This is a genomic window from Duganella sp. 3397, from assembly GCF_031456625.1.
GTDB lineage: Bacteria > Pseudomonadota > Gammaproteobacteria > Burkholderiales > Burkholderiaceae_D > Rugamonas > Rugamonas phyllosphaerae.
In genome coordinates this window covers 124,808-145,759 of record NZ_JAVDVB010000001.1, presented here as the reverse complement: position 1 = coordinate 145,759, position 20,952 = coordinate 124,808, and the positions used below count along the sequence as shown (strand labels likewise).

Here is a 20,952-nt window from a genome sequence, read left to right as displayed (position 1 = left end):
TAGCGGAAACCACATGTCCACCCCCCCGAACAGCCTTGCCAAGGCCAAATGGCTGAAAAAAATCCACTGGGACGAAAACGGCCTGGTGCCCGTGATCGCCCAGGAGGCTGGCAGCAACGACGTCCTGATGTTCGCCTGGATGAACCGCGATGCGCTGGCCAAAACGGTCGAGCTCGGTGAAGCCGTGTACTGGAGCCGCTCGCGCAAGAAGTTGTGGCACAAGGGCGAAGAGTCCGGCCATACGCAAAAGGTGCTGGAAATTCGCCTCGACTGCGACGAAGACGTGGTGCTGCTCAAGATCGAGCAGGCCGGCGGCATCGCCTGCCATACCGGCCGCCATTCGTGCTTCTACCAGAAGTTTGAAGGCGACGCCGAGGGCGGCGACTGGCACAACGCCGAGCCGGTATTAAAAGATCCGGGCGACATCTATACCAAACCGAAAACGAGTTAAGTTTATGAGCACTATCCTGGACCGCCTGGCCGAGCTGATGGAATCGCGCAAGCTGGCCAACGGCGGCGACCCCGCCACGTCGTACGTCTCCAAGCTGTACGCCAAGGGCGACGACGCCATCCTGAAAAAAATCGGCGAAGAAGCCACCGAGACCGTGATGGCAGCCAAGGACGCGCGCGTCTCTGGCGAAGCTGACAAGGTGTTGTACGAGGTGGCCGACCTGTGGTTCCATACGCTGGTGTTGCTGGCGCAATTCGACCTGAAGCCGCAGCAAGTGCTGGACGAACTGGCGCGCCGTGAAGGTGTTTCGGGTATCGAAGAGAAAAACTCGCGCAAGGATTGAGGAGCCCCCGTGGAAAACTGCCTGTTTTGCAAGATCGCTGAAAAGAAAATCCCTTCCACCGCCGTCTACGAAGACGACGACCTGTACGCATTCAAGGACATCAACCCGCACGCACCGGTGCACTTGCTGGTGATCCCGAAAAAGCATTTTTCCACCTTGTCCGACTGCACCGTGGACGATGCGCCACTGCTGGGCAAAATGCTGGCGCTGGCCCCCCGTCTTGCAGGGGAATTCGGTTGCGCGGTCAGTTATGATGAGCAAGGTCAGCCGGTGGCCGGCTTCAAGACCGTCATCAACAGTGGGCCTGACGGTGGACAAGAGGTGTACCATCTGCATATGCACGTGATCGGCGGCGCCCACCCATGGCGTGGCGAACGCTAACACCTGTCAGCTTGATAACTGGTCACAAGGCTTGCTGCATGACATACACATGACACGCGAAGCTTGACGTATACTGTCGCTGCATTTTGGATCAACAGGTTAACCGGCGCACTGCGCCGCCAAGGGGAATAAGATGGGTTCGATGAGCTGGATACACTGGGCGATTGTTCTGGTGGTGGTGATTTTGATCTTCGGCACTAAAAAGCTGGGCAATATGGGTGGTGACATCGGCAAGGCCGTCAAAGGCTTCAAGGATGGCGTCAAGGGTAGCGACGAGGACAAGCCGGTCGCCCCGCCTGCACCGCCGGCCACCCCGAGCACCATCGACGTCGACGTCAAAGAGAAAAACAAGCTGTAAGCCGCAGCGGCCCCCCAGCGGGGCCGCGCGAGCTGACGCTTCTGTCCTATGATCGATCTCGGTCTTACCAAAATGGCGGTGATCGGCGTGATTGCGCTGATCGTCATCGGCCCTGAAAAGCTGCCCAAGGTGGCACGCATGGCCGGCAACCTGTATGGTCGCGCCCAGCGTTACCTCAACAACGTCAAGTCCGAAGTCACGCGCGAAATCGAGCTCGAAGAGCTGCGCAACCTGCAAAAGGAAGTGCAGGACGCCGCGCACAGCATCAAGAGCGACGTTGAAAACTCCATCGCGGAAAACCTCAGCGAGGTGCAAAACGCCTGGCACGACACGCCCGCCATGGAAGACATTTCCTCGGCCTCTACCTCGTTTTCCACCGTGAGCAGCGATGACCTGGCGCGCAAGGCGCGTGAGTTCCGCCGCAAGAAGCTGGTGCGCAACTCGGCCGTGCCGGGCTGGTACAAGCAACGCCACGGCGGCAAGCTGCACGTCACGTCCGGCGCCGCGCGCGTTGCCCGGTTCCGCCCACGCGGCAACATCCAGAACTCGTTTTACTGATGACTACCCCAAACACAGGCGAAGAGACCTTCATCTCCCATCTGGTCGAACTGCGCAACCGGCTGGTCAAGGCTGCCATCGGCGTGGTGGTAGTAGTTGCCGCACTGATGTTCTGGCCCGGCCCCGCGCAAATCTACGACTTCATCGCCCAGCCGATGATCAAATCGCTGCCGGTCGGTTCCAAGATGATCGCCACCGGCGTGACCTCGCCGTTCCTGGTGCCGATGAAGGTGACCATCGTGCTCGGTATCATCATCGCGCTGCCGTGGGTGTTGTACCAGATGTGGGCGTTCGTCGCGCCGGGCCTGTACATGCACGAAAAGCGCCTGGTGGCGCCGCTGGTCATTTCGTCGTCGCTGCTGTTCATGGCCGGCGTGGCGTTCTGCTATTTCTTCGTGTTCGGCCGCGTGTTCCACTTCATTGCCCAGTTTTCGCCCACGTCGATCGCGGTCACGCCCGATATCGAGAACTACCTCGACTTCGTGATGTCGATGTGCCTGGCCTTCGGCGCCACCTTCGAGGTGCCGGTAGTGGTGGTGATCCTGGTGCGCACCGGGCTGGTGTCGGTGGCCAAGCTCAAGGAAATCCGTCCGTACGCCATCGTGGGCGCTTTCGTCATCGCTGCCGTGGTCACGCCGCCGGACGCGATGTCGATGTTCTCGCTGGCTATTCCGATGTGGCTGCTGTTTGAACTGGGGCTGCTGGTCGCGCCGATGTTCGTCAAGATGTCGACTGCCCCCGAAGAAAAGCAATCGTAATATCGCCGGATAAAATAAAGCCCCGCAGTGTCGCCACTGCGGGGCTTTTGCGTGGGTGTTTTGGCCATGAGTCAGTTTGGGATAACGTAAGGGGCCAAGATTTTCGTGTTATTCAAATGGCTGCTTTCCCCAAAGCGGACCCTCACCCATTGACTACAAGTCGATTTAACTTACCGATCAAGACGCTGCAGTCGGCACCACGACACTGCCCAGCTGCCTTCCTCGTGATATTGCAAAGTCGATTGATAAAGGCCTGGTTCGAGCCACAGCAATGCTCCGCTACCGTCTATAGACAAATCAAGCAGCGTCCCCGGAAGTGCACACGTTGTTTCCATGGAGCTTCTCGACCTGGACCAATCACGTGCACTATTAGGTGCCCACGCCACGACGACGGACCCTTCAGTAATCTGATATTGCTGGCTCGGCTGCATGTGATTGTATGGCGCGCTACGTGCGTGCGTGTAGGCGACTTGCACATCAGTCTCATCGTCGGCGTACTCGACTTGGGATAGCAACAGACAGCGCCGTGTCTCGTCGATATCAATGCGCACCATACCGGGACAAGCACTCCAAAGATAGCCAGATGCGCCTTGACTATAAATGTGAACGCCGTCAGCGCCCAGATCGCGGATAGCTCGGTCATATTCGCTATCCGGCGACAGCGAAGCGTTCAGGGCTCTCCCATCTGGACGAACAGCACGCCAACCGCTATTGCTACGGTCCACCGTTGTGCCCGGCCAGCGTTCAGTCAAAAAGGCCATCAGCGTTTCACGTGTCTGGACCGGGTTGGCGCAAGAGATGTACTGGTGCCCAGATGGTCCATTGGGCTGCCACTGTTGTGGCAACTCAGCGGTGAATGGGGACCAGTAGTGCACTTCTGTTGCGTCCGACGGGTCGAACCGTTCGCTGCCACGCCACTGCAAGAAATCATCGAGGTTTGCAACGATGACAGGGCCCCCTTCGCAGCTGATTCCGTCGAACCACGCAGGTCTATTTGTATTCATCTTAGGTCTGCCATGCTCGGTCACGATATCCAGGTTGAAAGAGATTGCGGGCAGGGTCCGCTTTTTGTCGAAAGGTGCACATCGAACACATCACAGTGCCGCTGGAATCACGATTCTCACGTTAGCATTCTCGCCTAATTCTTGGGCTATGCGTTGCAGCCCCTTGAACAGTCGAGGATTTTTTCTTGCAAATCCGCTTGAATTTACCAAGTCAATTTGGCATTCGCCAGGCCAACCGGGCCCACCTGCCGAAACCGCGTCCCAAAACGCATCTAAGTTCCGTCCAAAATATCCCTCATCTTCAGGGCGAACGACTTCACAGTAGAGGTCCCAGAAGTCCCCGTCCGCTTGGACAGATTCGCAATCCAAAGTAAATCTTTTCAACTCCCCCCCCATAATTCGAATGTCCGGTAGTGGCCGAACTCAGCCGCGCCTTACACGACGCATCCATTCGTCCGCCACGTCGCCCATGTTCTTCGCAATGCCGTTGCGCACCCACGCCATCAGTTCGCGGTCAAACTTGAAATCTGGCCCACATTGCTGGGAAAGAAAACGCCGAACGTTTTGCGTATTTTTGTAATCAGAATCGATTTCCGTTGTACGCGAAATTTCTCCACCATGCCAATCGAACTTCATCTCCAATCCTTCCTAATATTGAGGACGTGTGGCTGCTCTTGGCCGATAGGTGTCCGCGACTCATCTGGGAAACCATCCGCCCGGAGCGCTTGAGGAAGCGAAGTCTCGGGCCGCCCTTAACGTACGAACCAACTCTGAACGCGTCCTTGGAGTCTTCAAATTACTTGGTAGTCTGCTCAGCCAGTGCCCATTTGGTCCAGCATCACTGGTTCTTTGCACAGACAGCTGACGGGTAGTCGGCAGTAACTTTCGAGCCAATATATCAATGTAATGCTCTAACTGAGCTGCAGAGCTGAAGACAAGTGTAGCCGACTGGAATTCAACCTGTAGCAGTGCGTAACCTTTATGAAGAACCTCAGTGGGTGCCGGTGGTTCAAACGTTCCGGGCTTGCCAACTACCGGCACATGGGCCCAGAAAGCACCAGGGGCGATGAGCCAATTATCAACATAAGAAAATTGGAAATCCGTAGTCATCATCAATTGCTCATGTGATAGGTCGATGTGCTTCTGGCCGTTCTTGGCCGGTCGGGCTAGCATAGCATGTTGCCATTGCGAAAAAATCATGGCCTGACCCGACACGCCGTTGTCGCCCGAAGCAGCAGTTGGTTAAGAGTGGAGGCATTGGCCAGCAACAGTCGGCGTGTATCGGTGTCGTTTTCTTATTCCTTCAACCGGTAAACGATAGGAATTATCTCGCCAAAGTAAAAGTGCTGGCTGGATTGCTGCTGTACCACAGCACCGGCTGGATAGGAAATGTGCAACGTCGGCCCCGACATCCACTCCATTTCCACGTCATCGAAAGCACAATAAGCGACGAACACGCTGCCCCCGCCGCGCGACTCGCGGACCTCCCGCTCTAGATAGACTTGCATAAATGCCGCGCCGGGCATACTGAATGCCACTGCCTTGCCGCGTCCATCTGGGGATGCGACTTCATGGCTGGGTACTGGCTCAGCCTTTTTAATCTTTCTCGGGCGACGGGCTTTAGGCTGCGGCCCGAGTAACTTTGTCCGCAGTTCTGCCAAGATTCCGCGCCGTTTTTCAAGAAGCTTGCCTGACCACCTACCCAGGTCAGAGTCGCGGTCGATTACCGCCAACGCGTGGTGTAAAACTTCCGACTGCAAGCATCCATACTCACATTGTGTGGCCGCAAGTGCCACCCAGAACACCGGGCCGTCGTCGGTATCGTCAATGGACGAGGACCACGCACACAAGAGCGCCTTCGACGCCTCCTCCGCAGAATGTCCCTCCCGGAGTCGATTGAGAAAGTCTTCTCGCACGTCACTCGCCGTATCGTCGTGAAATAAACCAGCGCCGTAGGTTCCCATACGTTCCCTTGAGTACTTTGATGATTATTCGCGACGCCATCTTGCTGCTCCGCGCATCACTTTACCGACCGCATCTGGCCAAATCCGGCCATTTGAGCCGTTTTTATTGTTCGCCGACACTTACTTATTGATCATCAATTCCCGGATCACCCGCACCGGCGCGCTGCCGTAGCTGAGGAACTGTTCGTGGAACTGTTTCAGATTGAAGTTGCCGCCCAGCGCCTGCTTGCGCTCTTCGCGCAGCGCCATGATCTCGCTGTAGCCGCTGAAATAGCTGGTCAGCTGCACCGACGACACCTGCACCCGGTGCCACTTCTCGGTGGCCTCGGTGCGGGTCTGGAAGGCCTGGCGCGTGAGCAGGTCGATTGCCTGTTCCTCGGTCATGCCCAGCACGTGCACGCTGTAGTCGAGGATGGTGTTGGTCACGCTGCGCAGGTTCCACTTCGAGTACATCAGCCACATCTCCGGCGCGTTGTCGCCATAGCCTGATTCGAGCATCATGCGCTCGCCGTACACGGCCCACCCTTCCACCATGGCGCCGTTGCCGAAGATCGACTTGACGATCGACGGCGACTTGTTGGCGTAGATGAGCTGCGCGTAATGGCCGGGAATCGCTTCGTGGATGTTAAGGATCTGCAGGATCCAGTGGTTATATTCGCGCAGGCTGCTCTCGGCCGCCTCGGGCGTGGCGCCGTCGAGCGGGGTGACGTTGTAGTAGGTGCGGTCCTGCGGCCGGTACGGACCCGGCGCGTCGATGCTGGCGCCTGCCACGCCGGCCTGGTAGGCCGGGGTGGCGCGTACTTCGAGCTGCTTGTTCGGGTCGAGCGTGAGCAGATCGTGCTTGATCACCCAGGCCTGCAACTCGGGAATCTGGCGCTTGATTTCGGTGACGAAATTCTCGCGCGCGACGTGGCGCTCGGACAGTCTGTCGATCATCATGCCGATCTTGGCATAGCGGTCGGCCGGCTTTGCCACGCCGGGTAAATACTTGTCCCACATCTCGTCGGACAGGCGGTCCATATTGGCCAGCAGGTCTTCCCGCGCGGCCAGCGCTTTTTGATAGGTTTGCTCGGCGGTGCTGCCCGACTGGATATCGTAGGCGAATTTTTTCTCGTACAGCTCCTTGCCGATGCGGAAGCTGCGCCGGCCCTTGGTATCCATCAGCTTTTCGCGCTCGGTCAGGTAGGTGACGTAGTTGTTCACCGCCGCCAGCGCCGCATCCACGCGCAGCGTGAATTGCTGCTTCTCGGCCGCGTTCAGGATCGACGCCTGCGCCGCCTTGTTCACTTCCACCAGCACGGCCATCACGCCGGGCGCCTGCTTGATCGCCAGGCGCGTGTGCTCGCGCGTGGGGTTGACGATGTTGGCGCGCGCCGCGTCGTAGTAGGCGGGAATGCTGGTGATGCGCTTGAGCAGGGTGCGCAGGCGCTGCGGCCGGGCCGCGTATTCGGTGTTGAGGATCAGGTCGAGCGGGCCGGCCACGTTGTAGCTGGCCGGGTTCCACTCGTATTCGCGCAGCGAGGTCAGGCGCCAGCGGTCGCCTTCGAGCTTGTTTTGCAGCAGTTGCAGGTCGGTGCGCTGCTTGGCGGACAATTGCTTGACGTTGACCTTGCCGAAGCGCTCGAGCCATTCGTCGATAAAGGCCAGTTCGCTGGCAATGCCGGCCTGGTCAGGCACGAACAGGGTGGCGGCGGTATCGTACTTGCCGGCGTAGATCGCGCTTTCCGAATCGATGCGCCACTGGGCGTTAAGGAACTGGTTGCTCAGCGAGTCGAACTGGCGGTCCGGCCAGCGCTCGGCCAGCACCGCTGCGGGGGCGGCCTTGGCAGCCGTTTTGGCGGTGTTCTTGGCGGTGCTTTTCTTGGTGTTTTTTGTAGTTTTTGCGGACTTTTTCTGGGTCGCGGCACTGGCCGGTGCAAAGGCGAGTGCCGCCATTACCATCGCCAGCGCGAGTTTTGTCTTGATCATCGTATGCAGCCTTGTGTGAAAGTGACAAGGCCCGCACGCGAGCCGAGTCGAAGCGTGGGAGATTATCATTAATCCGCCCGCTTGAGAGCGTTCGTTACAAGACGACATATTCCGCGACCTGCCCCGCAGGAGCAACTGCATGGGCTGGCCGCTGGTGATGATGATGGCCCCTCAGGTGCGCGCACCGCCGTCGCTGAGCGGCTCGGGGGAGGAAATGTCGCGCAGCGTAGCGGCGGTCTCCTCCGGGTCGGTGTCGGCGCCGATGTCGGCCAGGTCGGCCAGCGCGACGATGCCGATCAGGGAATGGTCGTCACGACTGACCACCGGCACCCGGCGGATCTGGATGTCGCGCATGTCCTGCATCACGTCTTCCACGTCCTGGTCCTCGAAACAGTGGCAGATATCTTCGGTCATCACTTCGCTGACGGCGGTTTCTTCCGGCCCCAGGCCGGCGGCCGTGGCGCGCACGGTGATGTCGCGGTCGGTGACCATGCCGACCAGGCGCCTGCCCTCGGTGACGGGCAGGGCGCCCACGTCGAGGTCGTCCATCAGTTCGGCCGCTTCGCGGATGGTGCTGTCGGGCGCCACGCTGGTCACATCGCGGCTCATGACTTCTGCAATCGTGCTCATATCGATCTCCTGGTGAGCGGCGCCGGCGGCGCCGTTCCCGGTTTGACGATACCCGCTGCCGGAAGTTCTCGGCTTTAGTGCACTATCGTTGCAGACCCTCGTGCAGCATGCTCAGCATTTCGCCGGCCGACATGCGGCCCGAGACATCGCTGCCTTCGAGCAGGCTGTCGGCCAGGTCGCGCTTGTGCTGGTGCAGATCGACGATGCCTTCCTCGATGGTGTGGCGCGCCACCAGCCGGTAAATCGTCACCGGCCGCAGCTGGCCCATGCGGTGGGCGCGGTCCGAGGCCTGGTCTTCCACTGCCGGGTTCCACCACGGGTCCATGTGGATCACGTAATCGGCGGCGGTGAGGTTGATGCCCACGCCACCGGCTTTCAGGCTGATGAGGAACACGTCGCCGATGCCGGCCTGGAACGCGTCCACCCGCTTCTTGCGCTCGTTCATCGGCGTGGAGCCGTCCAGGTACTGGTAGCCGATCTGGTTGGCGTCCAGGTGGGCGCGGATCAGCGCCAGGTGATCGACGAACTGGCTGAACACCAGCACCTTGTGACGATTCTCGAGCAAGCCTTGCAACAGGTGCGCGAAGGCGGCCAGCTTGCTGCTGGCGATGCCCAGTTCCGGTGACACCAAATTGGGATTGCAGCAGGCGCGGCGCAGCTTCATGATCTCGGCCAGGATCTGGATCGATTTTTTCTCGGCCGGCCCCTCGACCGCTGCCAGCGTTTCCAGCGCCGTGCGGCGCAGCGACTCGTACAGCGCCGTCTCTTCCGCCGACAGGTCCACTTCCAAGGTGATCTCCGTGCGCGGCGGCAGTTCGGTCAGTACCTGCGACTTGGTCCGGCGCAGCATGAACGGCTGGATCAGCCGGCGCAGGCGGTTGCGCGCGCCCACTTCGGCGCGGTGGTCCTGCGGCTTTTCGATCGGCGCGGCAAAGCGCAGGTTGAACTGCTCGATGCTGCCCAAGAGGCCCGGGTTGATGAAGCGGAACAGGTTCCACAACTCGCCCAGGTGGTTTTCCAGCGGTGTGCCGGTGCACGCCATGCGGAACTCGCCGTTCAGCGCCATCACCGCCTGCGAGCGCTTGGTGGCGCCGTTCTTGATCGCCTGCGCTTCGTCGAGCACGATGGTGCGCCACTTGACGCCCGCAAACAGCGCCGCCTCCAGTTGCAGCAGGCCATAGCTGGCCACGACCAGGTCGTACGGCTGCAAGGTGGCCAGCGTGTCGGCGCGGTCGCCGGCACCGAACATCTTGACGTTGAGCGTGGGCGCAAAGCGCGCCGCCTCGCTCACCCAGTTCAGGCACACGGACGTGGGCGCGATCACCAGGGTGGGGCCGTCCGGCGCGCGCGAGAGGATCAGCGCCAGCGCCTGCAGGGTTTTGCCGAGGCCCATGTCGTCGGCCAGGCAGGCGCCCACGCCCCAGTGGGCCAGGCGCGCCAGCCAGTTGAAGCCGTCGACCTGGTAGTCGCGCAGGTCGGCCTGCAAGGTGGTGGGCAGCACCGGCTCGAACGTGGTCTGCTCGGCCATGCGCGCCAGGTGCTCTTTCCACAGCTTGTCGGCCTTCACGCCGCCCACGTCATCGGCCAGTTCTTCCAGCGCGAACGACGCCAGCGGGTGTAGGCGCACGCCGTCTTCGGTCAGCTCGCCGTAGGCCGAGACTTCGCGCAGGCGCCGGTGCAGTTCGTCGGCCAGCGCCAGGAAGCGGTTTTCGCCCAGTTCCACGAAGCGGCTTTTGCTTTTCTGGACCAGTTCGAGCAGGGTGCGCAAGTCCATCACCTTGTCTTCGTCGATCTGCACCTGGCCGCTGGCGGCAAACCAGTCCTTGTTGCTCTTGATGGCCAGGCGCACCTGCTTGGTCTCCACCTTGGCCGTGACGCGGAATTTTTCGCCCTCGGGCCAGGCGATGACGATGGAGTCCGGCGGCAGTTCCTGCAATTCGGTCAGCAGTTGCAAACACAGGGCCGGTTGCCCCAGCAGCCATTCGCCGTGTTCCTGTTCGGCCGATTCCAGTATCGGGCACTTGGCGATCAGTGCACGTTCGGCGTCGCGTTCATCGACCAGCTGGCGCCGCGCCTGCATCGGTCTGCCGCCGGCGTCCGCAATCACGCTGTCGGCGCCGTCGCCGGGGGCGTAATAGGCGCCGTTGGGGAGAGGGCGCACCAGGATCTGCATCTTGAGGCCGTGCTGGTACGGCAGCAGGTGCACGTGCAGGCGCATGTCCGCTTCCACCTGCTCCATGTCGGGCGCGGCGCCGCCGATGTCCGACTGCACCGTCACCAGCGACGAAATCGAGCGGATCGCGTGCAGCACCTGTTCTTCGGCGTGGGCCGGCACGTTCAGGGCATCGCCGACGATGGCGCCGATGCGGCGGTGCTCGTCCTGGATCGTCACCACGCGCAGGCGCGTGGGCGTCTCCTTGGTGACGATCACGGTGGCGCTGTCGTCGGGAATCGGCGGATGCAGGCGGATTTCCAGGTTGCCCGCGCTCTTGCGGATCAGCAGTTCCGGTTCGCCGGCCAGCATTTCCACCCGCATGTCGGGTGCATCGGCCCAGTACAGCAGCGGGTGGCCCACCAGCGCGGCCACTGCGCGCTGCGGGTTGACTTCATACGCCATGCCGCTCGACGTATAGCCGCGATGCGAGACCGTGATCGACTCGGTGGCGCGCACGTCCTGCGGCGTGAGGAAGTCGAACGCCTCGGTCTCGAAGCGCAGCCGCTTGAGGCTGGCCGCGCGGCCCTTGCTCCAGATACCGCGGGCGTCGCGCTTTTGTTCGACCGGTGTCACTTCCGTCACGCCCCAGCGCGGCTGGTACTCGAGCAGCCACACCAGGCGCGAGGCCTTGCCGGCGCCAGCGACTGCTGCGCCCTCGGGCTGCTGCAGGTTGATCAACGCCGTGAGCTGGCGCTGCCAGCCTTCCTGCCGTTCGAACCAGGCGGACAGGTCGGGCAGCGCCAGGCGCGTACGCAGGGCTGCGCCACGCTCGGCCATCGCCACGTTGCCCTGGTGGCCGAGCAGGGTGGCTGCCTGCGCCGCAATGAAATGGAAGCCGGCGCGGTCGGACTGCTCGAACAGTTCCTGCAACTGCAGCTTGCGCTCACCGAGCTGCGGCGCCGACAGCCAGTAGAACAGCAGGCACTGGAACAATTGGGTTTGCAGGTCCGGGTCCCACGCCAGGCTGCCGATGGCGTCGGCGGTCATGGTGCCGGCACGGACCTGGCGCAGCATGTCGAGTTGCTGGAAGATCGCGCTGCCCCGGTTTTGTGGCATGCGTACCGCGATCTCGAGGTAGGTTTGCGCGCTTTTCTGGTGCTTGGGGTCGGCACTGCGCAGCAGCGCGGCCAGGTACAGGTAGCTGCCGAAACCGTCGAACAGCTGCTTGCGCTTGCCGGTCTCGCGGCGCACCGCTTTCAGGGCCGCGTCAAAACCGGCCAGTGCCGCGCTGCCCGCTCCCTGCAACAGCACCACGGTGCTGGCCAGGTACTGGCTGGTGGTGCCGCCGGTGCGTTCGAGGTGGCGCTTGGCGTCGTCGATGCGGCCGCCGAGGATGGCGTCGGCGGCCAGCGCCAGGTGCAGTTCGGGTGCAATATCGTCTTTTGCCGCCAGCCGGCGTTGCAGGTGCAGCGCGCAAAATTCGCGGATGTTCGGGGCGCTGTGCGGTTCGTACTGGGCGTTGTGCAGCATCATGGCCAGGATATCGTCCTGAATCAACGGGTGCACGCGCGCCAGCATGCCCGGCTCGAACGGACGGCCGAAGATTTCCACGATCGGATGCAGTTGCGCCGCTTCGTAGCTGTTCAGGCAAAACGCCAGGGTGGGAGCGATCTGCTGCGGCGTGTGACCGCGCAGGAGGCCCATGCGCAGCAGCGCCATGCCGGCGCGGTAGCTGCGCGGCTCGTAGCCGCCCCAGGTCTGGCGCAGCGGCACCAGTTCCACGTAGGCCGTGCACAGGTCGTCGAGTGCATGGGTGCCGATGGCCGCGCGAATGGCAGGCCAGCGCAGCTTGGGATTGCATACATGGCCGCGTCCCACCACCACGCTGACGAACGCCAGGCGGTCGAGCTTTTGCATGGCGTCGTCGAGGGTGAGCACGGTGTAGCGCTTGCCGTCGGCGTTTTCGATGCGGGCGTGCTTGAGCAGGTCGAGGATGGCGGTGCGTCCCACCGGCTCGCCGATCAGCGCCAGCAGCGCCAGGATCATTTTTTCATTGAATTCCAGTGCATCGAATTCACTCTGCAAGGTGGTGTCGGTGATTGACGTCATTGACTCTCAGTCGGGCAAATTATCGATGTGAACCGGCGCCGGCGCGGCTGCGTCGTGCAGGCCGAACATGCGCTGGTAAAAATACAGTTCCGCAGCCAGGGTGCGCACGATGTTCTCGCCCTTGCGGAAGCCATGGCCTTCGCCTTCGAGCGGCACGTACGCCACCGGCACGCCGCGCGCGCGCAGCGCGTCCACCATCATCTCGGACTGCTGCGGCGGCACCACCTTGTCGTCCAGCCCCTGGAAGAAGATCATCGGGCGCTTGAGTTTATCGGTGTGGTTGATCGGCGAGCGGGCCTGGTACAGCGCCTCGGCCTGCGGCTGCGGCGCGACCAGGTAGGCATTGTAGTGCGATTCGAACTTGTGCGAGTCCTGGTCCAGCCCTTTCAGGTCCGACACGCCGTAATAACTGGCGCCGACCTTGAACACGTCGTGGAACGTCAGCGCACACAGCGTGGTCAAGCCGCCGGCGCTGCCGCCCCGGATGATCAGGCGGTCGTTGTCGGCCAGGCCGCGCTCGACCAGCGCGCGGGCGCCGGCCACGCAGTCTCGCACGTCCACGATGCCCCACTGGCCGCGCAGCAGGTCGCGGTAGGCGCGGCCGAAGCCGGTGCTGCCGCCGTAGTTCACATCGAGCACGCCGAAGCCGCGGCTGGTCCAGAACTGCGTCGCCAGCTTCAGGGTATTGACGGCCATGCCGGTGGGGCCGCCGTGGCTGATCACGATCACCGGCGGCTTTTCACCGTCGGGCGCGGCAACGTCGGCGTTGCGCGGGGGGTAGAAGAAGGCGTAGGCGGTGCGGCCGTTGCTCGGGAATTCGAGGTTGATCGGCACCGACAGGTTGGCTTCGTCGGGCAGGTCGTCGATCGACTGCGCCAGGATTTCCACGCCTTCTTCGGTAAAGTCGATGCGCGCCAGCTCCAGCGCGATGGTCGGGCTGCCGGCCAGCATGGCCACGTAGCCGGGCGCCACCCGCAGTTCGCGGATTTCCTGGTACGGATTGGCGATCGGCTCGAGTTTGCCGCTGGCCGGCAGCAGGCGCGCCAGGCGGCTGACGCCCTTGTCGATATAGGTGCAGATGATTTCGCCGGCCGAGCGGAAGCCGTACATCGCGTTACCGAAGGTCCAGTGCGGACCGCCGAATTCGGCCTCCATCGGGCACAGCGCCTCGATTTTTTCGCCGACCGAGCGCTGGCGGTACAGGTTCCACCAGCCGCTGCGGTCCGACACGAAGTGCAGCAGGCCGTCCGGCGACCATTCGGGCTGGCAGATCGATTCCTCGGCGCCGCCGGCCACTTCTACCGGCGCGGACAGGGTGCCGTCCTGCTGGACGTCGGCGCGCCACAGCGTGGTGCCCTGCCACGGCATGCGCGGGTGGTCCCAGGCCAGCCATGCCAGCGTGCGGCCATCGGGCGAGAGGCGCGGCGACGAGTAGAAGTCGGCGCCTTCCACCAATACTGTTTCAACGCCGTCGAAGCCCACCGCGCAGAGGGTGTTGACCGGCTGCGCGTGTTCGTCGTCGCCATGCAGTTCGCGCACGCCGATCAGGCGCTCATAGGCGGCATCGAGCACGAAGTCGGCAAAGCGGTGCTTGCCGCCCTGCGACAGCGCCACTGGCGCGGCGTTGTCTTCATCGATGGCCAGGCGGTACAGGCGGTTATCGACAAAATGCGAAAAATACACGGTGCTGCCGGCGACCAAGTACGCGCCGCCGCCGTATTCGTGCACGCGGGTGCGCACGTTGAATGGTGCTGGCGTCAGTTCCTGCGTTTCGGCGCCGTGGTGGCGCAGCAGGGCGTTGCGGCCGCTTTCTGCCGCGCGGCCGGCCAGCCAGAAGATGTCGTTGCCATCCGCGCCGCCCACCTGCAGGCCGGACATGGGCGTGGCGCCGGCCGCTACGCGTTCGGCGGTAATCGTCGAGGTCCAGGTTCCGTAGGGGGCGATGGTGGGCGTGGCGGTCATGGCTTCTCCAAAAAGGGTGAACAAAGAGGCAAGCTTCCAGCGAAAGCGCACCCGGAGTGCGATAATAATCCTTTCGCCGCCATTTGATGACCTCCATGCCACAATTCGCCCCGCTCCAGAACGATACTTTCCTGCGCGCGCTGCTGCGCCAGCCGACGGACCACACCCCCGTGTGGCTGATGCGCCAGGCGGGGCGCTACCTGCCGGAATACCGCGCCACGCGCCAGAAGGCCGGCTCGTTCATGGGCCTGGCCACCAATCCCGACTACGCCACCGAAGTGACGTTGCAGCCCCTGGACCGTTTTCCGCTGGACGCGGCGATCCTGTTCTCGGACATTCTGACCGTGCCGGACGCGATGGGCCTGGGCCTGTACTTCGTGGAAGGCGAGGGCCCTAAGTTCGAGCGTCCGCTCAAGACCGAGGCCGAAGTGCTGGCGCTGCGCGCGCCCGAACTCGACTCGCTCGACTACGTGTTCAAGGCCGTCACGCAGATCCGCACCGAGTTGAATGGCCGGGTGCCGCTGATCGGCTTCTCCGGCAGCCCGTGGACGCTGGCGTGCTACATGGTCGAAGGCCAGGGCTCGCGGGAGTTCCACACCATTAAAAAGATGCTCTACAGCCGTCCGGACCTGATGCACCACATCCTGTCCACCAACGCCCGGGCGGTGGCGGCCTACCTGAACGCCCAGATCGACGCCGGCGCCCAGGCCGTGATGATTTTCGATTCTTGGGGCGGCGCATTGGCTGACGGCGCCTACCAGACCTTCTCGCTCGATTACATGCGCCAGGTAGTGTCCTTGCTCAAGCGCGAAAAAGACGGCGTCAAGATTCCGGCCATCGTCTTCACCAAGGGTGGCGGCCACTGGATCGAGCAGATCGCCGACATCGGCGCCGATGCCCTGGGCCTCGACTGGACCGCCAACCTCACCCGCGCGCGCGCTGCGGTGGGCCACAAGGTAGCGTTGCAGGGCAACCTCGACCCGGCCATCCTGTTCGCCAACCCGGAGCAGATTGTTGCCGAAGTGCACAAAGTACTTGACGCCTTTGGCAAGCCGCAGGACGGCCATGGCCACGTCTTCAACCTCGGCCACGGTATTTCACAATTCACCCCGCCGGAGAGCGTGTCGGTGATGGTGGAAGCTGTCCACAGCTATAGCCGGGCCCAGCGCGCCAGCTAACGGTTCTCTCCCGGGAAGGGCACGTTTCCTCTGGGGACGTGCCCTTTTTGCTTGGTGCATCCGAGCAAGCAAACCGACTTATGCACAATTTTTTTTACTGCAAAAATAACGGGCACCGCCATTTGCCTCTCTGGGGAGTCGATTGCAAGTCATTGATTTATAAACAGAAAATATGTGTCATGAAAGGCATGATTGACCATAAAGCTCAGGTTGCACACAATCGCTGACCACGTTATTTTGCCATTCTCCACAAAGTTATCCACATAAACTGTGGATAAAAAATAAAAGGCCTTAGTAAACCGCGACTTAGCGCATGGTTGGGGATAATCTCACTAGCCGGGCGTGTTTATGCTGCGCTTTCCGTGCTAATTACTTTACTTATGCACAGCGGCGCATAAATAGTGGTTTTAAAGTCCTCTCTATGACGGATTTTACAAGTGATTGATTTTAAAGGGAAATAAATTAGCGATCTCACCTGTTTTTGCACGCTTGCATGGGTGATGTCACCACTTTCTGTAGGTTAAGATTCCCTTGTCCACAAAGTTATCCACATAAAATCCGGCACCATGACTGCACTCTTTCCTCATTGCATTTTGCGCATCGCGCTCGATACGCCGCTCAACACAGTTTTCGACTATCGCTGGCATTGCGAACCCGAGGCGCGGCCGCTGGTCGGGCAATTGGCGCTGGTGCAATTCGGTTCCCGTGAGGTGACCGGGCTGATCGTGGAAGTGCTCGACGAGACCGATGTGCCGGAAGCCAAGCTCAAGGATGCGCTGGCGGTGCGCAGCCAGCTCTCGCCGTTGTCGCCGCAATGGCTGGCGCTGGCGGGCTTTGCCGCCGACTACTACCAGCGCCCGCTCGGCGAGGTGGCGCTGCCGGGCCTGCCCAAGAACCTGCGCGTGGGTACCACGGTAGCGCTCGACCGCGCGATCAGGAAGCTGGCCAAGAACGAGGCGCCGCACGACGCCACGCCCGCCAATCCGCCGCCGCTCAACGCCCAGCAGCAAGCCGCAGCCGACGCCATCGGCGGCGCCAGCGGTTTTACGCCCACGCTGCTGTACGGCGTGACCGGCAGCGGCAAGACCGAGGTGTATCTGCAGGCGTGCGACCAGGTGCTCACGCGCGAGCCGGATGCGCAAATCCTGATCCTGGTCCCCGAGATCAACCTCACGCCCCAGCTGGAGGGCAATATCCGTGCGCGGTTCCCGGGCGTGATGCTGGCCACGCTGCACAGCAGCCTGTCGGAGGGCGAACGCATGCTGCACTGGCTCGCTGCCCACCAGGGCCGCGCGCGCATCGTGCTCGGTACCCGGCTGGCGATCCTGGCCTCGCTGCCCAATTTAAAACTGATCGTCATCGACGAGGAGCACGACCCGTCGTACAAGCAGCAGGAAGGCTTGCGTTACTCGGCGCGCGACCTGGCCGTGTGGCGCGCTTGGCAGTTGCAGATCCCGATCGTGCTCGGCTCGGCCACGCCGTCGCTGGAAAGCTGGCACCACGCGCAGTCAGGCCGCTACCGCAAGCTCGAGTTGCGCGAGCGGGCCGTGAAGAACGCCGTGCTGCCCCAGGTAAAACTACTGGACATGGAGCGCGACAAGCCGAAAGACGGCCTGACGTCGCAGCTGATCGCCGCACTCAAGCTGCGCATGGAGCGCGGCGAACAGTCGCTGTTGTTCCTCAACCGCCGCGGCTATGCTCCGGTGATCTGCTGCGAGTCGTGCGGCTGGATCAGCGAGTGCACGCGCTGCACGTCGTTCATGGTGCTGCACCGGCCCGAGCACCGGCTGCGCTGCCACCATTGCAGCCTGGAGCTGCGCATCCCCCGTCATTGCCCCACCTGCGGCAACGTCGACCTGCAACCGCTGGGGCGCGGCACCCAGCGCGTGGAAGAGGGCTTGCAGGCGCTGTTCCCGGAGGCGCGGGTGCTGCGCATCGACGCCGACTCCACCCGCAAGAAGGGCAGCGCGCAGGAAGCGTTCGACACCGTGCACCGGGGCGAGGTCGATATCCTGATCGGCACGCAGATGGTGGCCAAGGGCCACGACTTCAAAAAACTGACATTGGTCGGCATCCTCAACCCGGACACCGCCTTGTTCTCGCAGGATTACCGCGCCAGCGAGCGGCTGTTCGCGCAGCTGATGCAGGTGGCGGGACGGGCCGGGCGCGCCGGCCGCACCGAGGGCGGCAGCGAGAGCGAGGTGCTGATCCAGACCCGCTATCCGCAGCACCCGTTGTATGGCGCGGTGGTCAACCACGACTACGACCATTTCGCCACCGCGCTGCTGGAAGAGCGCGAACAGGCGGCGCTGCCACCGTACCTGTTCCAGGCGCTGTTGCGCGCCGAAGCGCGCGAACTGGCCACCGCGCTGGAATTTCTGACCATCGCGCGCGACTGCCTGGCCCACCCCAACATCACCATCAACGACCCGATCCCGATGACGATGACGCGCGTGCACAACGTCGACCGCGCGCAGCTGCTGATCGAGTCGCCGTCACGCCCGCAGTTGCAGGCGTTCTTGAAGGAGTGGATGAAAATGCTGCGCGAGATGAAGACCAGCCGGGTGAAGTGGTCGCTGGAAGTCGATCCGCTCGATATTTAAGCTTGCAGCAGCACCCGCCGCGCCGTGGCCACTAACTGCTCGCTCAGAATGCGGGTAAAAGGCGTATCGAGCTTCCACGCATGCCAGTTGAGCATCACGTCCACGTGGCGGCCCGGCGCCAGGTCCACCAGTCGGTCCTCGGCCAGCGCGCGCGCCACTTGCGGCAGCGGCATCAGGCCGTAGGCCAGGCTGCCGTAAATGCATTCGAGGCTGGCGGCCGAGGGCGGCATGGTGTGGTGCGGGTACGGGCCCTTCAAATCGAGCACGTCGCGCAGGAAGCCTGCGGTCATGTCGGCATCGAAAGTCATGGCTGGCGCCAGTTGCGCTGCTTCGAGTCCGAAGCCGTCGCCGAACCAGTGGCCGGCAAACGCCGGCGTGGCCACGCATACGTAGCGCATCACGCCCAGCGGCGTGACGCTGGGGGCAGCGCCGCCGCCCACCGGCTGGTCGTCGGCGCCTGCCGCCGCAACGGCGCCAAATACGCTACCCTCCCGCACCAGATGCAGGGCCCTGGCACGATCGGCCTGTTCGATATTGAGCTGGCAACGGGGCGGCGACAGCAACGGCTGCAAACCGAGCGGCAACCAGGTGGCCAGGCTGGCCGCATCGACCGCCAATCCCACCTCTGGCATGCTAATCTTGTTGCCGAGATCGATATCGAGCGCCGCTTCCATCAGTTTGACGTTGCGGTGGTGCGACACCAGCCGCTGGCCGAGGCCGGTGGCCACGGCTGGCTGGCCGCGCACGACCAGCAGCCGGCCAGCCGCGTCTTCCAGCGCCTTGATGCGTTGCGACACGGCCGACTGGCTGATGCCCAGCGCCAAGGCGGCTTTTTCAAAGCTGCCTTGGCTGACGACGGCGTCCAGGACGGTCAGTGCACGATAATCGAGGTTGCCCATAAGCTGTACTTATAAAATTTTAAAACGATAAGCAATACTAATTGATTTTTCCATGAAGCAAACTTTCCGTGTTTCAAGCGGAACAGCCCCAAGGCAAACCACATAATGAAAACTATCAAGACAGAAGTTGCAGTCATCGGCGGCGGTACCGCCGGCATGACCGCCTACCGCGCCGCGTCCAGCGGCGGCAAGAAAACCGTGCTCATCGAAGGTAACCAGTTCGGCACCACGTGCGCCCGGGTGGGTTGCATGCCCAGCAAATTATTGATCTCGGCTGCCGACGCCGCTCATGCAGTGCGCGAGGCGGCGCCGTTTGGCGTGCAGGCGGGCGAATTGAAGATTGACGGCCGCGCCGTGATGGCGCGCGTACGCAACGAGCGCGACCGGTTTGTCGGTTTCGTCACCGAAGCGGTGGACGACTATCCGGCCGAGGACAAGCTGCATGGCTACGCCCGTTTCCTCAGCCCGACCAGGCTGCAGGTCGACGAGCACACCATCGTCGAGACCGAGCGGGTGGTCATCGCCACCGGCTCGAGCCCGATCGTGCCCGAGGAGTGGCGCGCCGGTTCGCGCGTGATCACCAGTGACGACGTGTTTTACTGGGACGACCTGCCGACGTCGATCGCCATTGCCGGCGCCGGCGTGATTGGCCTGGAACTGGGCCAGGCGCTGCACCGGCTGGGCGTGCGCGTGACGATTTTCGGGCGCGGCGGCAGCGTGGCGCAATTGGGCGACCCGGAAGTGCTGACCGTGGCGCGCAAGGTGCTCAAGGACGAGCTCGACCTGCGCTTCGATACCAAGGTCGTCAAGGTGGAGCAGCACAGCGAACAGGTCACCGTCACCAGCGAGCACAAGAACGGTGAAAGCCGTACCGAACACTTCGACTTCCTGCTGTCGGCCATCGGCCGCAAACCCAACCTCGACCAGCTGGGCCTGGAGCACACGGGCCTGGTGCGCGACCACCACGGCGTGCCGGTGTTTAACAAGTACACCATGCAGTGCGGCGACAGCGCGATTTTCATCGGCGGCGACGCCGACGACGAGCGCCCGCTGCTGCCTGAGGCGGCCGACCAGGGCCGCATCGCCGGCGACAACGCGGCGCGCTACCCGGACGTGCGTCCGGGCCTGCGCCGTACGCCGCTGGGCATCGCGTTTACCGACCCGCAGATCGCCACGGCCGGCGCCAGCTACAAAGAATTGTGCGAATCGCACCCTGGGCGCTTTGCCGTGGCGCAGGTGTCGTTCGAGAACCAGGGCCGCAGCCGGGTGATGTTGCAGAACAAGGGATTATTGCGCGTGTACGCGGAGTACCGCAGCGGCCGCTTCCTGGGCGCCGAGATGATCGGCCCCCGTGCCGAGCACATCGGCCACCTGCTGGCCTGGGCCGCACAGGCGGGCCTGAGCGTGTCAGCGATGCTGGACATGCCGTTTTACCATCCGGTGGTGGAAGAGGGTGTGCGCACGGCGCTGCGCCACCTGGCGCACGAGCTGGCCAATGAGCCCAAGCACGACGATCCGTGCGTGGACTGCACGCCGGCGCCGTGATCCAGAGGGCCTAACGGGCCTTCAGAGCATGGTGCAGCGCCGAAGACAGCACGACTGTACGGCAAGGCGCCACAACGCGGCTCTGG

At 62.6% G+C, this 20,952-nt stretch carries 18 protein-coding genes; 9 read left to right on the top strand and 9 right to left on the bottom strand.

The features are described 5' to 3' along the window. The first annotated feature begins 13 nt into the window (after positions 1-13). The 6 genes from hisI to tatC all read left to right on the top strand — a co-directional run bounded on the left by hisI (position 14) and on the right by tatC (position 2,849). Positions 14-451, top strand: coding sequence for a phosphoribosyl-AMP cyclohydrolase (gene hisI / locus J2X54_RS00600; RefSeq protein ID WP_310176604.1), 438 nt, complete (start codon positions 14-16; stop codon positions 449-451). 4 nt (positions 452-455) lie between these two features. Further along, positions 456-794 (top strand): phosphoribosyl-ATP diphosphatase, encoded by a 339-nt coding sequence (locus J2X54_RS00595; protein ID WP_070249861.1) that lies wholly within the window; start codon positions 456-458, stop codon positions 792-794. A 9-nt stretch (positions 795-803) separates the two neighbouring features. After that, positions 804-1,175: a histidine triad nucleotide-binding protein gene (locus J2X54_RS00590; protein WP_070249859.1), complete on the top strand. Its 372-nt coding sequence runs from the start codon at positions 804-806 to the stop codon at positions 1,173-1,175. A 133-nt stretch (positions 1,176-1,308) separates the two neighbouring features. Then, complete coding sequence (tatA, locus tag J2X54_RS00585; RefSeq protein ID WP_070249857.1) at positions 1,309-1,533, top strand: Sec-independent protein translocase subunit TatA; 225 nt, start codon at positions 1,309-1,311, stop codon at positions 1,531-1,533. Between the two features lie 48 nt (positions 1,534-1,581). Then, positions 1,582-2,091, top strand: coding sequence for a Sec-independent protein translocase protein TatB (tatB, locus tag J2X54_RS00580; RefSeq protein ID WP_070249855.1), 510 nt, complete (start codon positions 1,582-1,584; stop codon positions 2,089-2,091). Beyond that, the gene (gene tatC / locus J2X54_RS00575; protein ID WP_310176598.1) at positions 2,091-2,849 is read left to right on the top strand and encodes a twin-arginine translocase subunit TatC; all 759 of its coding nucleotides are present in this window, start codon (positions 2,091-2,093) and stop codon (positions 2,847-2,849) included. Before tatB ends, tatC begins: the two co-directional genes overlap by 1 nt. Positions 2,850-3,019: 170 nt before the next feature. Here tatC and J2X54_RS00570 read toward each other — a convergent pair whose 3' ends face one another. The 8 genes from J2X54_RS00570 to J2X54_RS00540 form a co-directional block, all read right to left on the bottom strand. Further along, positions 3,020-3,853, bottom strand: coding sequence for a hypothetical protein (locus J2X54_RS00570; protein ID WP_310176597.1), 834 nt, complete (start codon positions 3,851-3,853; stop codon positions 3,020-3,022). Positions 3,854-3,943: 90 nt separating this feature from the next. After that, positions 3,944-4,249 (bottom strand): barstar family protein, encoded by a 306-nt coding sequence (locus tag J2X54_RS25705; RefSeq protein WP_404990869.1) that lies wholly within the window; start codon positions 4,247-4,249, stop codon positions 3,944-3,946. A 27-nt stretch (positions 4,250-4,276) separates the two neighbouring features. Then, positions 4,277-4,489 (bottom strand): DUF6434 domain-containing protein, encoded by a 213-nt coding sequence (locus tag J2X54_RS00565; protein WP_310176595.1) that lies wholly within the window; start codon positions 4,487-4,489, stop codon positions 4,277-4,279. 659 nt (positions 4,490-5,148) lie between these two features. Then, the gene (locus J2X54_RS00560; protein ID WP_310176593.1) at positions 5,149-5,817 is read right to left on the bottom strand and encodes a hypothetical protein; all 669 of its coding nucleotides are present in this window, start codon (positions 5,815-5,817) and stop codon (positions 5,149-5,151) included. A gap of 120 nt (positions 5,818-5,937) precedes the next feature. Then, entirely contained in the window at positions 5,938-7,785 is a 1,848-nt protein-coding gene (locus J2X54_RS00555; protein ID WP_310176591.1) for a DUF885 domain-containing protein, read from the bottom strand. A gap of 171 nt (positions 7,786-7,956) precedes the next feature. Then, positions 7,957-8,415: a CBS domain-containing protein gene (locus J2X54_RS00550; protein ID WP_070249845.1), complete on the bottom strand. Its 459-nt coding sequence runs from the start codon at positions 8,413-8,415 to the stop codon at positions 7,957-7,959. A gap of 82 nt (positions 8,416-8,497) precedes the next feature. Next, complete coding sequence (locus J2X54_RS00545; protein WP_404990868.1) at positions 8,498-12,679, bottom strand: DEAD/DEAH box helicase; 4,182 nt, start codon at positions 12,677-12,679, stop codon at positions 8,498-8,500. A 6-nt stretch (positions 12,680-12,685) separates the two neighbouring features. Then, complete coding sequence (locus tag J2X54_RS00540; RefSeq protein ID WP_310176587.1) at positions 12,686-14,641, bottom strand: S9 family peptidase; 1,956 nt, start codon at positions 14,639-14,641, stop codon at positions 12,686-12,688. 95 nt (positions 14,642-14,736) lie between these two features. On the opposite strand from J2X54_RS00540, the gene hemE reads away from it, so the two are divergent. Both hemE and J2X54_RS00530 read left to right on the top strand, forming a co-directional pair. Then, a complete protein-coding gene (hemE, locus tag J2X54_RS00535) occupies positions 14,737-15,819 on the top strand; it encodes a uroporphyrinogen decarboxylase (RefSeq protein WP_310176585.1) in 1,083 nt (360 codons plus the stop codon). 566 nt (positions 15,820-16,385) lie between these two features. Beyond that, complete coding sequence (locus J2X54_RS00530) at positions 16,386-18,422, top strand: primosomal protein N' (protein WP_310176584.1); 2,037 nt, start codon at positions 16,386-16,388, stop codon at positions 18,420-18,422. Here the strand turns inward: J2X54_RS00530 and J2X54_RS00525 are convergent. Next, complete coding sequence (locus J2X54_RS00525; RefSeq protein ID WP_310176582.1) at positions 18,419-19,321, bottom strand: ArgP/LysG family DNA-binding transcriptional regulator; 903 nt, start codon at positions 19,319-19,321, stop codon at positions 18,419-18,421. The genes J2X54_RS00530 and J2X54_RS00525 overlap by 4 nt on opposite strands. A 105-nt stretch (positions 19,322-19,426) precedes the next feature. On the opposite strand from J2X54_RS00525, the gene J2X54_RS00520 reads away from it, so the two are divergent. Next, positions 19,427-20,866 carry a dihydrolipoyl dehydrogenase gene (locus J2X54_RS00520; RefSeq protein ID WP_310176579.1) on the top strand — a complete coding sequence of 480 codons (1,440 nt, stop codon included), beginning with the start codon at positions 19,427-19,429 and terminating at the stop codon, positions 20,864-20,866. The last annotated feature ends 86 nt before the right edge of the window (positions 20,867-20,952 follow it).